The organism is Peribacillus sp. N1, assembly GCF_054600815.1.
Genome location: NZ_BAAHZO010000001.1, coordinates 656,716 through 670,715 on the forward strand (window position 1 = coordinate 656,716; position 14,000 = coordinate 670,715).

The 14,000-nt window shown below is 37.8% G+C and carries 10 protein-coding genes and 3 pseudogenes; 9 read left to right on the plus strand and 4 right to left on the minus strand.

Annotation, left to right across the window (positions count from 1 at the left end):
- Nucleotides 1-754: 754 nt before the first annotated feature.
- The 5 genes and pseudogenes from ACYP5M_RS03110 to ACYP5M_RS03130 all read left to right on the plus strand — a co-directional run bounded on the left by ACYP5M_RS03110 (nucleotide 755) and on the right by ACYP5M_RS03130 (nucleotide 5,396).
- Complete coding sequence (locus ACYP5M_RS03110) at nucleotides 755-964, plus strand: hypothetical protein (protein ID WP_101221994.1); 210 nt, start codon at nucleotides 755-757, stop codon at nucleotides 962-964.
- A 158-nt stretch (nucleotides 965-1,122) separates the two neighbouring features.
- On the plus strand, nucleotides 1,123-2,085 hold the full coding sequence (locus tag ACYP5M_RS03115) for a peptidoglycan-binding protein (protein ID WP_434169517.1): 963 nt from the start codon (nucleotides 1,123-1,125) through the stop codon (nucleotides 2,083-2,085).
- Nucleotides 2,086-2,240: 155 nt separating this feature from the next.
- A pseudogene (locus ACYP5M_RS03120) lies at nucleotides 2,241-2,306 on the plus strand (peptidoglycan-binding domain-containing protein); the annotation flags it as partial.
- Nucleotides 2,307-2,508: 202 nt separating this feature from the next.
- Complete coding sequence (locus tag ACYP5M_RS03125; protein WP_427572529.1) at nucleotides 2,509-3,426, plus strand: acyltransferase; 918 nt, start codon at nucleotides 2,509-2,511, stop codon at nucleotides 3,424-3,426.
- Between the two features lie 371 nt (nucleotides 3,427-3,797).
- Nucleotides 3,798-5,396, plus strand: coding sequence for a phosphodiester glycosidase family protein (locus ACYP5M_RS03130; protein WP_434169518.1), 1,599 nt, complete (start codon nucleotides 3,798-3,800; stop codon nucleotides 5,394-5,396).
- A gap of 263 nt (nucleotides 5,397-5,659) precedes the next feature.
- Here the strand turns inward: ACYP5M_RS03130 and ACYP5M_RS03135 are convergent.
- The 3 genes and pseudogenes from ACYP5M_RS03135 to ACYP5M_RS03145 form a co-directional block, all read right to left on the minus strand.
- A pseudogene (locus ACYP5M_RS03135) lies at nucleotides 5,660-6,245 on the minus strand (TetR/AcrR family transcriptional regulator).
- A gap of 7 nt (nucleotides 6,246-6,252) precedes the next feature.
- A complete protein-coding gene (locus ACYP5M_RS03140; RefSeq protein WP_434169519.1) occupies nucleotides 6,253-7,005 on the minus strand; it encodes an alpha/beta fold hydrolase in 753 nt (250 codons plus the stop codon).
- 306 nt (nucleotides 7,006-7,311) lie between these two features.
- Nucleotides 7,312-7,401: pseudogene (locus tag ACYP5M_RS03145) on the minus strand (DUF3898 domain-containing protein); the annotation flags it as partial.
- 259 nt (nucleotides 7,402-7,660) lie between these two features.
- On the opposite strand from ACYP5M_RS03145, the gene ACYP5M_RS03150 reads away from it, so the two are divergent.
- From ACYP5M_RS03150 to ACYP5M_RS03160, 3 genes are all read left to right on the plus strand, one after another.
- Nucleotides 7,661-8,560: a R2-like ligand-binding oxidase gene (locus ACYP5M_RS03150; protein WP_434169520.1), complete on the plus strand. Its 900-nt coding sequence runs from the start codon at nucleotides 7,661-7,663 to the stop codon at nucleotides 8,558-8,560.
- Nucleotides 8,561-9,079: 519 nt separating this feature from the next.
- Nucleotides 9,080-9,958 (plus strand): YitT family protein, encoded by an 879-nt coding sequence (locus ACYP5M_RS03155; RefSeq protein ID WP_434169660.1) that lies wholly within the window; start codon nucleotides 9,080-9,082, stop codon nucleotides 9,956-9,958.
- A gap of 181 nt (nucleotides 9,959-10,139) precedes the next feature.
- On the plus strand, nucleotides 10,140-10,382 hold the full coding sequence (locus ACYP5M_RS03160; RefSeq protein WP_230176337.1) for a PepSY domain-containing protein: 243 nt from the start codon (nucleotides 10,140-10,142) through the stop codon (nucleotides 10,380-10,382).
- Between the two features lie 418 nt (nucleotides 10,383-10,800).
- Here the strand turns inward: ACYP5M_RS03160 and ACYP5M_RS03165 are convergent, their stop codons facing one another.
- Nucleotides 10,801-11,862: a DUF3900 domain-containing protein gene (locus ACYP5M_RS03165; RefSeq protein WP_452445318.1), complete on the minus strand. Its 1,062-nt coding sequence runs from the start codon at nucleotides 11,860-11,862 to the stop codon at nucleotides 10,801-10,803.
- Between the two features lie 508 nt (nucleotides 11,863-12,370).
- On the opposite strand from ACYP5M_RS03165, the gene ACYP5M_RS03170 reads away from it, so the two are divergent.
- Nucleotides 12,371-13,786, plus strand: coding sequence for an amino acid permease (locus ACYP5M_RS03170; protein ID WP_459734619.1), 1,416 nt, complete (start codon nucleotides 12,371-12,373; stop codon nucleotides 13,784-13,786).
- The last annotated feature ends 214 nt before the right edge of the window (nucleotides 13,787-14,000 follow it).

A 14,000-nucleotide genomic window follows, 5' to 3' on the forward strand; every position in this document is an offset into this window, starting at 1 on the left:
TATGAGGGAACCCATTATCTCCTCAAACCATCATATAAGATCTATTAATAAGCATGAAATAAACATTAATCTACTGATTTACAAAGGCAGTAAGATAAATTTACTTGCTTAAAATGACTTGGAATCGGGGGGAGATTGATACACTTCGTGGAGTTCCAATACTTTAGGAAACTCTTAAATTTACGTATACACGAACTTCTTATACCCGGAAAAGGCCGACAACGTTCCTTTATAATTAGCCTTTGCAAAGCCTAATTATAAAAGGGTTATGTATAGGGAATCCACAAGGGATTTTTTTAATTAGAACGAAATATATGGCCATGATGTGATTCATTCCACTGTTCTAGAGTGTAACTTCTTTTTAGAAAACATTATGTAGAGAGCAAAGATAAGTGGGGGTTAGAGAAGTATGTACTGATCATATGAAGTTCTTTAATTCAATTTATCTATTTTATAATCGTGATAGAAACGCTACAAAAAATATATAACCCTAATTTATGTCTATATTTGAATAGATAAGATGGGGGTTTTTATAATGGTAATTTAAACTTCTCCCTTTTTCTGATTCAAATCCTTCAATATGGATTCACCCCATCTTTAAGAAATTTCTGATGCCTATTTGGAGATCATTAAAATGTGGCTATCTTCAGTTTTTTTTCGCAAAATAATTATTTAAATAATAAATCAATATCGGACGCCTTCTTTATTTTTCCTGTATAATAATACTATATTTTACATTTGGGAGGAATTATTTATGGATCAAGCCAGTAGTTTAATAGGGCTTTTTGCAATCATACCGATTTTGTTCTATTTGGGACTTATTGTATTAAGTGTTTATTTCATAATTAAGATAATTAAATTCATCAATGCAAAGACAAGATTAGACCAAGAAAGAAATGAAAAGCTGGATGAGTTGATAAGGGTAATCGGTAAAGATAAAGAAGATCAAAATATGCCTTTATAATAGATTAAAAGCACAGCCCCATTTAGGGTTGTGCTTTTTTTATTTAAGAACCATGAACCTATACTAGGTCCTCATAAAAGGGCGTTATTTTTGTAACGTCAAGGTAGGTGTACAAGCATTTCCTAATTGGCACCATAACATATTAGGAGGTGATAAAATTGACAGTTAAATTAGAAACTTTATTGGATCGTTCAGAAAAGAATATGGGCAGCGGAATTCATCCAGTCGTAAAAGAATCAGCATTGGAAATGGTTAAACGGGCATACCAAGAAGGAATTTTCGTGCAAATCAGCGCAGGTTATCGATCTATGGATGAGCAAGCAAAGCTATATGGTCAAGGTCGCCTAGGATATTTCTACGATGGTAAAAACTATAGTGATTTATCGAAACCGAGAGTGACCAACGCGAAGCCAGGTCAATCTTACCATAACTTTGGACTAGCCATTGATTATTTCATCGTCAGCGATGATGGAAAGAATGCAATATGGACGGTTGATACAAAATGGAAACGGGTAGCGGCAATTGGTAAATCCTTGGGCTTTTCATGGGGAGGGGATTGGTCAAGCTTTAAAGACTATCCGCACTTGGATATGACGGGCGGACTGACTTATTCGCAGTTAAATGCCGGAGTGAAGCCTAGACTGGTATCAAAAGTGAATGGAACCATTCCACCAGCTACACAAGTCGAATCCGAAGTCATAGTAAAAGATACGCCAGCAAAGGACAGCGGCAATCAAACTATCAAGTCGATTCAAAGGACATTAAATAGCAGGTATAATGCAAAAATAGATGTTGATGGTTATTATGGTCCCAATACTAAAAAAGCGCTGATCAAGGGTTTTCAAACCGAATTGAATAAACAATATGGTGCAAAGGTTAATGTTGATGGAATATGGGGGCCCCTAACAAAAGCAGCTTCACCTAATGTTAGGGAAGGGGCGGAAGGGAATATCACTTATATCCTTCAAGCTGCACTTTATTTGGAAGGGCATAATCCACATGGAATAGATGGTATCTTTGGAATCGGAACGGAAATAGCGGTGAAGGCATTTCAAAGGGCTAATGGATTATCTGCAGACGGGATCGCCGGTGAAAATACCTTTGCAAAATTATTTGGATAAAATATATGAAATGTAATAGAATATAATGCTTAAATGCAATTAGCTTAGCAAAAAAGCCCTTAAAATGAGGGCTTTTTTTGTATGAATAATAGCATTCATTAAAAGTGAATACTCCAATAATTTAAATATCGAGCTGATGATAGATTTAAGGTGAGGAAACGAAAGCAGCTGTGAAAGCTTATCAGAAGCGAAAAAGGTTAGTTGTTGACGGACAACTCTAAAAAAACCTTTACGTATCCTTTAATATCTCAATTTAAATAGTCATGACGTTTCCCAACCATTTCTGTAACTTCACGACTATCTACCAGCAATTGTTCATGGTGATTTACAACCCTTAATTCAATTACCCTTTTTCGGAAATCCGAAGGCTTCAACTTCACAGTTCCTCAGATTTTCTTATGCGGTCTTTGTGGTGAGCTAAAAATGATGTATAATGAAAGCGTTTTTAACACTTTGAAAGTGGGTATGGACAGCATGGAAAGCATTTCTAACATCTTGCATAAACCGGAAACAAATAATGAAATACACTTTATAGGAAATACCGAAGATGAGATTTCGTTTGTGAATAGTAAAATCAAATTTTGGGGTAAAGGAAATCGGTTAATCATTGAACGCGGAGCTGAATTTAAAAATGCAACGCTAAATTTTAATGGCAACAACTCGCTCATAATCATTGGGAAATCAAATCGCAATGCAACAATGAGCGTCAGTGTTTGGAATGATAATACATTTTTCCTTGGTCGCAACTATTCATTTAATGGTTTAGCGAGATTTATTCTCTCTGAGCAAAAGAATCTATTCATCGGTGATGATAATATGTTTTCAAGTGGTGTAGTCGTTCGTTTGGCAGATCCACATTTGATCTACGATGTAACAACTCAAAAACGGATAAATCCAACAAAGAGTGTGTACTTAGGTGACCACATTTGGATTGGACAGGACGTCATGATTCTAAAAGGAGTAGAAGTAGGTACAGGTTCAATTTTAGGTGCAAAGTCACTAGTGGCAAAATCCATCCCATCAAATGTAGCAGCTGCAGGAAGTCCTGCACGTGTGGTGCGGAAAAGTGTTTTTTGGGCACGACCATCTGTACATGCATATACTGAAAAAGAAACAGTTGAATCACAAAATTTCCCAGATGGCCGTTTTGTCTATACGCCAAAAGGCTCGACAGCGAAACATTTTGCGAAAATTGAAGAACAGCTTAATACCGCAATTTCTGTAGAGGAGAAGACTGACATCTTAACGCCTTATCTTAAAGTAACAAATAAGAATCGTTTCTATCTTCCTGTGCCTCCTGAGAAAAAGAAAACATTTTTCGATCGAATCTTTCGCAAATGAGGCAAGAAGTAAATGAATGAATTTATCTCAAAAAATAAATCAAAACTCTGAGTTGTTTTCGTTAACCACAGGAAAATTTTTTGGTCATTGATACACTTAACTTATTACAGACAACTCTACCTAAATGGAAAGCCCGAAAGGCTCTTCGTACATCTATTACATTTTTCTTCAAAGGAAACATTGTTATTTAAGTTATCAAAGTAAAGATGTCCTAAAAGTTATCCTTTCACAAATATGAATTGTAATATTTATCGAGTATTTATGCTCATTTTTGTTCACTTAAAATTGACTGAAATATAATAGTCTTTTTAATTTTCCATCATATTCCTCCAATAAAGTTAAAGCAGGACATAACTTTATTGGAGGAAAAAATGAAAAAATTATGGAAAAAGCCCATTTTGCCTATCGCCACTATTAGTCTAGCATCTGTGATGATTGTAAATGCCATTCCAGAAACTCCAGTTCATGCAGAATTGAATGCTCAATTACATGTGAAGAATCATGTGCTTCCGTTAGGAACACCCAATTTGATTGAGCAAAGAACTTCCATGAATCCAGCACCAGGAGTGACGTATACCAATATCCATCGTGGTGAAGCATCTTCTAAAGACTACTTCACAGTGGATGTGGCATTTGTAAAAACAAAGAAGCAGGCAAAGATATTGTTGGGGAATTTAAAGAGAGATGGTTTCAAAAAAGCTCGTATCATAAGAGAAGCGGATCGGGCCATGGATGATGGGGAAAAAGGTCCACTTGGATACATTGTCCGCATCGGCCAATATCAGCTGGAAGCGGATGCAGCCGAAATGAGAAACAAGTTATCGGAAAAGGGATATTCGGGTCTACGGACTGTGTATACGGGAGAAGACGGAGAGAAAACAACAGGACCATGGGTAGTGAACGTCCTTGAAGTGGATCAGGATCGATTTCAAGGGCATGTGGAACCTGAATTGGCAAATGATACAGTGACAGGGAAAGAAACATTGACCAAAATCGCTGACAGAAATGATGCCATTGCAGGAGTTAATGCCGGATACTTTGTTGTAGGAGAGAAGGATGGAACACCAGGCGATCTTGCCGGTATATTCGTCAGCAAAGGTCAGCTTGTCAGTGAGGCTATAAATGGCCGTTCAGCTCTAATTTTATCTTCTGTTGAAGAGAAGGCAAACATTGCGTCCGTTTCAACGTCAATTCAGGCTACGTCATCTGATGGTGCGGTCAGGGAAGTGGATGGGGTAAATCGGAAGCCAGGATTAATCCGCAATTGTGGCGGTGTTGGAGGAGATACGACAACAGAACGGGCGAAACATGATTTTACTTGTAATGATGAAAGTGAGCTTATCCAATATACGTCCGTATTTGGAGGAAAGACAGAATCGGGCGACGGTGTGGAAGTAGTCGTAAATCATGCCGGAGAAGTGACGGTAATTCGTAACCATCGCGGAGGAGTCATTCCGGGCAGTGGTTCTGTTCTAGCGGGAACAGGGGAGGCAGCAGAGTGGCTTCGTGACCATGCCCGACAAGGGATGAAGATTCAGGTGAAGAGTGAAATCATCGGGGATGCAAAGCTATTAAAATTAGACCAAACCACCAGCATGATTAATGGAGGTCCTCGTTTAATGGAAAAAGGGGAAATTTCCATTAATGCCGTAGAGGAAGGCTTTCACTGGGAAGAAGACCCTGGGTTTTATTATCGTTTTGGGGAGCGCCGTAATCCTAGAACGCTTGCAGGAATCAAAGAAAATGGCAATCTATTATTTGTCACCATCGATGGACGCGCACCCGGATGGAGTGTGGGAGCTAATTTTGAAGAAAGTGCGAAAATCATGAAATCATTTGGGGCAATCGATGCCATCAATCTAGACGGCGGCGGATCGACGACCATGACAGTTGGGGATGGGCGAGTCACAAGACCCTCTGATGCAGCAGGTGAACGCCCGATTGCCGACGGTATAATGTTAGTAGAATAGATGGGCAGAGATTAACGACTTCAATTATCAAATAAACTTAAAATCTCTTCAGATAGGTTTCTGAAGAGATTTTTAACGGAATCATCCGATGATCACAAAGAAGTCAGCTATTAATTGTTTGAACTTCAGGCATAATATAAGGTCTAAAGATAATCATGGGGATTTTTTTTTGTTGAAGAACCTTTTTACTATATTTTAAGCGCTCGATTGTGGAAGTTCCTCATTTAATCTTTATTCAGGATATGACCTATTAAAACGGTAGACTAGCTACAAAACTCCCTTATAATCTGGTTCTTTATTTCTTCTACCGGAAACCCTTGTTGATAGGTGGATATCATCAACATAATACCTTGTAGCACAGATGAAAAATATAACGATCGTTTCCTTGGTTCCTTTTCACCCATACTTTCAAATATTTTACATTGAAACTCAAATTGTCTAGCATTTTCTTCAATAATGAGATGACTGTATTTTATCAGCTCTTCATCTGACTCTGGCTGAGTTTGAAGGTGTAGATAGAAGCGATGGATTTCCGGTTTTTGGTGGATATTATCAATGGCACCATTGATTATATATTCAAGCTGTTCACGAGGTGTATTTAAGGCGAACGCTACTTTCATGACTTCCACCACTTCCCTGATTCTGGCTTCAACCATTTCAGAAAGCAGTTCTTCTTTTCCTTTGTAATAGTTATAGAGTAACCCTTTCGAAATGCCCGCCTGATTGGCTATCTCGCTTATGGAAGTAGCGTAATATCCTTGTTTCATAAATAACTCCATGGCTGCAGTACGAATATTTTCTTTTGATGCTTGGCGAATACGGTCATTTTCTTCAGGTTGTACGTGGCATTTTATTTTCAATCCTCCATAAAAGCAGTGAATTCTTCATATAAAACTTCAGAATGGGTGAGGGGCAGCATATGATCCGCATCCTTTATTTCGATGAATCCGATGTTTGGAACCTTACGGAAACGATCGGCAACTCGGAAGTTATCTGCCAAGTCCTTTTTGCCGATAAAAAATAAGGTTTCGGCGTTCAATGCTTCTAATCGTCCTATTGCTGGCGGCTGTGGCCATTTCATGCAGAAATCAGCGGGCCACTTAAGCATGCGCTCAAAATGATGCCTGAGCATTTGAACAATGAGATCTTTGTGCGGACTATCGATTACCACCTGATATGTTGGTGATTGAAGGGCAAGCTCTAACATCTTATCTATATTGGGTGCACTTTCCAATATTCTGTCATGATATTGTTCAAACTCCTTTGAATAGGGAAAACCAGTTAAAGAAGGAGCAATTAACAAAAGTTTCGATACTCTTTCAGGGAAATTAAGAGCGAAATCAGTTGCAATCTGCCCGCCCATGGAATGGCCAATAATCGTTGCCTGATGAAGTTCCAGGTAATTCATTAGTGCCAGTACTTCGTCTACATAGTTTACATGTTTTATAGGGGATGGTGATTTACCGGCACCACGGCCATCAAAAGCAATAACTTTGTAATCCTTAGATAAAAGAGATGCTAAAAATGTCCATTGCCTCAAATCAGTCCCACCACCATGAATAAGAACAACAGGACGACCCTTGCCAGTAATCTCGAAATGTAAATCCAATGCAACCCCTCCATTTTTCACTGAATTTTCAGTTTTGTTTTATTATTGAATGAATGTTTAGTCAATAGAAAATGTAATTTAATTCCTTATGATCTTAGATACTATTTCCATTCCGCATAATGGCGTTAACCAATAGAAAAAGCAAAAATAATTATTGCCCTATTATTGAACAAGCAGGGAAGGAGAGCTTCGGAATCTCTCCATTACCTTTGCAAAAGCCAATTCTAATCGGTTCCTAATTTGTTTATTTCATTTTTCTATATCTTAATCTTACGTTACAGTGATTAAAACTGCCAAGCTTCATGCCAATTCTGCTTCAGGTGTATGCTCGACTAACTGGGCCGTGGCTTCGGTGACTTGGTGGGTCTAAAAGCGTTCCTGAATTTCCATCTCCTCAGGTTTTCTTATACGATCTTTGTGTTGAGCAAAAAATATTGCATAATGAACACATTTTTAACAATTTGAAAAAGTGGTATGAGAGGCGACTATTGATTTATTAATTAGTTTTATTACTTCTTATAGAGTGCAATACCCATTAGTGCAGAGCCCGTTATTCTCTTTTATTTTAATTTTTGCATCAGTCCTGAATTTGTCCATACGTATGATTCCCTTTTTGCATAAAATGGTAAATGTATAATTCGAAGGAGGACTATACTTGAGAAAGAAACTCTTAACGACGAGCTCGGAGGGTTTGATGGAAGATTCATATCCCTACCAGTTGTATCAAAAGGCAAAAAAGTTTGGAATTTGGAATCCCCAGGATATCAATTTCTCACAGGATCAAGAGGACTGGAAAACACTATCTGTTAAAGAAAAAGACTGGGTGCTGAAACTTCTCGCTCAATTTCAAGGAGGGGAAGAGGCGGTTACTCTTGACTTACTCCCATTGCTTAGGGTGATTGCGAAAGAAGGTAGATTGGAAGAAGAGATGTTCCTTACAACCTTTTTATGTGATGAAGCTAAACATACTGAATTCTTTCGACTGGTGTTAAATGCTATTGGTGAAAAAGGCGATCTTTCCCACTTGCATTCTGAAACCTATCGTAAGTTATTTTATGAAATTCTCCCCGAAACAATGGAACGGCTATGGCATGAACAAACCCCTGAGGTAATAGCTGACGCAGCTACAGTGTACAATATGTTTGCAGAAGGAGTGTTGGCGGAAACTGGATATAAATCATTTTACGATGGACTTAAAAAGATGGGTAAAATGCCCGGACTTTTAGAGGGCATTGACCACTTAAAAAAAGATGAATCAAGGCATATTGCATATGGAACATATCTTCTTCAGCGCTTGATTTGTGAACATCCTCATCTTTTTGACAGGGTGGTTAAGAAGCTTGAGGAATTGGCACCAATTTCTATCTCCTTAAATGCAGAGGGCGTTATTGGAGAAGGGGAAAAAGTAAAGGAATACCATTCTGATATTAAGAAATACTCAGAAAAACAGTTAATGGCAAGAATTGAAATCCTTGCACGGGCGAAGGGACAGACAATCGAAGAAATTTATCGATCTACTGGAGGAAACTCAAAACTAAAAAAAGGTTCAGAATGACAGATTTAGAATTCACCAGTCAATATGATTGGTGATTTTTTTAATAAAATTATCTTTTTTTACTTTTAATGAAAAAATACATAAACATTATTATATCCTTTAGTGGCAACATCCTATCCTAATAAACAGACACAGATTCAGCATCAAAATTCCTTAATAATTTTAAGGAATCGATTAACGGATCATCTAGACATTTATTCAATCTCTTTTGGTGATATGTTGCTCGCCTTCTAAGTGTTATTAATGCTTCTAGGTACGGCATGCTTATATCTGTTATATAATGAGTTCCTATTTCCCTGAGTAGCATTGGAAAGGGTTCATCAGGTGTAACAAGTAACTTAAAACTGTTTTTCATTTATTTACCCTCACTTGAAAATGAGTATACATAAAAATTCATCCATGAAATGTTAAAGCAGGAACAAACTGTGCGGTAGGTTAGAACTTCTTTTATTTAAATTTATTTTTCCTGATTTGATATTAGGATATAATAGAAAAAAATGAATAAAAGGTGTGATTTTTCTGACGGAAGCACTAAAAAAGCAGCATAGAAAGTTATCTAGTTTGATAATTATCCAACGGACCATTCTTATTACAATTGGTGCTTTGCTAATGGCCACGGGATTGGAAATCTTTTTAATTCCCAACCATGTAATTGATGGTGGCATTACAGGTATTTCAATTATGCTTTCTCACATTACTGGGATAAAACTAGGAATCTTTCTTTTTCTATTGAATCTACCATTTGTATACCTGGGATATAAACAGTTCGGAAAAACTTTTGCTATATCTACTATATATGGAATTATAATGCTTTCCATTTTTGCAACATATTTTCATCCTATTCCACCCTTCACTGAAGATATCCTTCTTGCTACAATTTTTGGCGGCATTTTTTTAGGTGTAGGTGTAGGAATAGTAATTCGTAATGGTGGTGCACTTGATGGTACAGAAATACTTTCGATTGTAATAAGTAAAAAAGTGCCTTTTTCTGTTGGCGAAATTGTTATGTTCATCAATCTATTTATACTTGGTTCTGCCGGATTCGTTTACACATGGGATAGAGCTATGTATTCAATCTTAGCTTATGTAATAGCTGCTAAAGCCATTGACATTGTTATTACTGGAATGGAAGAAACAAAGTCAGTATGGATAATTAGCGATGAAGCAAGAGAGATAGGTGATGCAATCAATAGTCGCTTAGGACGGGGTGTGACATACTTACATGGTGAAGGTGCCTTTTCTGGAGAGGACAAGAAGGTTATTTTCTGTATAATTACCAGACTTGAAGAATCTAAGTTAACTACTATTGTTGAAGAGATTGACCCTTCATCTTTCTTAGCAATAGCAAATATTGCGGAAGTACGTGGAGGACGGTTCAAAAAGAGAGATATTCATTAATTTATAAAATAATACTTATTAACAGGGCCAACATTTTGATGCTGGCTTTTGTTTATGTTTTTTAATCTGTAGTAAGACTACTACATGGGAATCTTCTGTAGTTCCTAAACATATATTCACAGAACTTGGGTCAAATGCATAGTGTAAATTGAATATATTATTAAAGAGGGGAATGTTCCCAATGTATGATAATTACTACAATAATCAAACGCCTTTATATAGACAAAGATTAACCATGCAACAGGCACAAGAAATCGCACTTCAGAGAGTGCCTGGCCAAGTTCTACATGTTGATATGGATATGGAACATGGTGTTTTAGTATACGAATTCTTTATTTTGACAAACCAAAACAGAATTTATGAGGTTGAGATAAATGCAAAGACAGGAAAGATTCTGAAAGTAGAAGAAGAAGATTTGGATTAGGGAAGTTAATGCGTTGAAAAATGCTTGAAAACTTGCGATAAATCAACAAAATACAAGCCGTCTCTTAATGAGGGAACGGCTTTTTATTATGCAATGAAAGGAGGGATCCGCTTCAGGTGAATATTTTACATACAACGTTGAAACATCCGAGGGGGTAGTTCAGTGGTTTCAGAGTCAAAAGATTACGAAGCTGCTGAGGATTATTTTGGTGATAACAGGGTGATTAATAAATCTTAATTTACATTAGGTGTGAAATACAGTTCCCCCAATAAAAACCAGGAGGAGTAATAATAGAAGAAAAATAAAAAATAGGCAGTCACAAAGACCGCCATAATCGGGATACAACACATGTACAGTGTGACTCTAGAGTCACGTTACGAGTCACAAATCATCAAATTTTCTTGTGACTCGGTTTTCATCAACTTTTATTTATGATTTTTTCAATTAGTACTTGTAAATCATCCGGCCTATGAAATTCAATCGGCGAAACGCCTTTATCGAACTCTATTGTATTGGATTCTATCATTAATACATACTTCCCGTTAATTTTTCCTAAATGGATGCTTTCGCCAAAATCGGCTAACAGTCCTTTGATGGATGTACTGCCAAGCTTCATTCGTAATTCAGCTTCAGGTGTATGCTCGACAATCTGGGCTGTGGCTTCGACGACCTGGTGGGTTTCAAGGCGTTCCTGAATTTCCCGCTTTTCACTCGTTTCCCAGATTTCCAGGTCTTGTTCGAATTTCTGCAGTTCGTCACTGTTTTCTTCGAATTGTGCGGAGACATGCTCATGGACCATGTGGATGACCTGGTTTTTCATGATTTCAGGCATCGATTCGCCATATTCGACGAATTTCAAGAAGTCCTCGAAGTAGCGGGCATGTGAAGCCTGGTGGATCTTCAGTTCGCCTTCTTCGACCATACCTTCTTCGGGCATGTAGGGGTATTGAATGGATTTCATATTTTTAGTGGTGATTGCCATTTCAACGTGCCTAATCAAAGTCCGTTCATCCGATATGGAAGCAACTTTCGGCTCGAAATCACATTTTAATAAGAAAACGAATGGTTCATCAAGATATTTCGTTAATTTTGCCGATGCGATTATGAAGACTCCGCCACGGACGGCACTTGTATCGATATAAGACCGAGTGAATTGTTCATTTTCCTCCTGGAATTCCTGTTTTGTTTTAGCATATCGAACACGGTTAAATACATTGTAATTAGGGTTGGAATCAAGTGCATGTCCTTCTTCGACAATAAAAGAACCAATTTTCGTCGGTATTTGTTCAGTTTTTGGATGACGGTCGACTTTCCGTTTGGAAATCTTCATCAATTCCCCATCCAAAAAATCCTTTAGAGGACTTTCTTCGTATTCTTCAGTATCAAGAGTTTGGAAATGTTTAAAACGTTTATCAGCCTGATCGCCTTTTCCTTCGACTTGGATTAAATAAAAAGACAGATAGGTAATCTCAAAATCCATGAATGTCACCTTCTTCAAATATTAAGCATAATTCCCGTACTTTTTTTAAGACTTAATAAGTATAGTGATGTACTTTGATTCCGTCAAACTATTGGTACATGAATGATCAGAATAATATTGAAGTGTTATTTCATAATAATACATAGAGAAAAATAAATAATGATTCTTTATAGGATTAAAAATATTAGAACTCTTGCAAAATTAATTAATGGAATACAGTACATACACCAATAGCTCACTTTATTAATATTAAAATAATGAATTGTTAATCATTATTTGTTAATTATGGATAAACCTGTTGAATGTTAAAGCCTGCCTTCCAAAGGAAATAAAAAAACAGAATTTTAAAATAATAAATCATTGACGTTAAAAAGGTTAATACGTATAATTTAAAAGTCAGATAATTCAGGAATTGCAGAAATTTGTCGAAATTTCTCCGATATAAATGGTAAGTGAAATTATTTGTCTATAGTTTTCAGAATAATTATAAAATTATGGAGGAGAGAACATGAGTATTTTTAGAAAGAAGTCCATTGAGGACTTGTTGAAAAACGCAGGTTCCGGCGGTAAGGGATTGAAACGAGAACTGGGAGCTTGGGATTTAACGATGCTAGGAATTGGAGCGATTATTGGGACTGGCATTTTCGTTCTAACAGGCACTGGTGCAGTGAATGCTGGTCCTGCACTTTCATTATCGTTCGTCATTGCTGGTCTTGCCTGTTTATTCGCTGCACTTTCTTATGCAGAATTTGCAGCTTCCGTGCCGGTATCCGGTTCGACTTATACGTATGCTTATGCAACTTTAGGTGAATTCGCCGCTTGGATAATCGGCTGGGATTTAATCCTTGAATACTTATTGGCTGTCAGTGCCGTATCGGCGGGGTGGTCGGGCTATTTCCAATCATTTTTAAGTGGATTCGGAATTAACTTTCCGGAGAAATTGACGGCAGCACCGGGTTCGGTCGAAGGAGTCACGACTTATATGAACTTACCAGCCTTTTTGATAGTCATGGCGATTACCTTTTTGATTTCCATAGGTACGAAACAAACGACTAGAATCAATAATATAATGGTCGTTATTAAAGTGTTGGTAGTCTTGTTGTTCATCGTTTCTTCTATATATTATGTGAAACCGGAAAACTGGCAGCCGTTCATGCCATTTGGAATCGATGGGGTATTTTCAACTGCCGCATTAATGTTCTTTGCCTTCATCGGCTTTGATGCAGTTGCATCTGCGGCTGAAGAAACAAAAAATCCAGGTAGGAATTTACCACGGGGAATTCTTGGTTCATTAGTCATTTGTGTAGTGCTTTATATGGCGGTAAGTTTGATCATGACTGGTGTGGTACCGTATGCACAATTCAGCCAGGCTCTTGACCATCCGATTTCTTTGGTATTGCAAAGCGCAGGACAAAATTGGATTGCAGGTATCATCGATCTAGGTGCCTTCCTCGGAATGACAACGGTAATCTTGGTTATGTTGTATGGACAAACCCGAATCATGTTTGCGATGTCACGTGATGGTCTGATGCCTAAATCCTTATCAAAACTTCATAAAAAATATAAAACACCTTATGCGGCTTCATGGATATTCGGTTTATTAGCGGCCTTATTGGGGGCATTCATACCGCTTGGTGAATTGGCTGAGCTGGTCAACATTGGAACATTGACTGCGTTTACGATGATTTCCATTGCGGTCATCGTGTTACGGAAAACAAGGCCTGATATGAAACGTGCTTTTTATTGTCCGGCTGTACCGCTCGTTCCAGGCCTGGCAATCGTTTTTTGCATATTCTTGATGGTTCAGCTAGGGAGTCATACATGGATGAGGTTCTTGATCTGGATGGCTATCGGAGTAGTCATTTACTTCACTTATTCCCGTAAACACTCGAATCTTAACCAGCAGCAGGAAAATGAACATTGAAAAAGACACTCTCTGGAGTGTTTCAGTTTGTAGACAAAAGGAGCTCTATCTGAATTTTTAAACATAGTTGATTGGAGCGGGTGTGCGAGACTCCTGCGGGAATAGCGAGTCCAAGGGAGACCCCACACAGGCGCAAGTGCGCCGAGGAGGCTCCCGGACCGCCCGCGGAAAGCGAGTGCCCTACGTTCCAATCAACGTCCAAATTTGTAAAAGC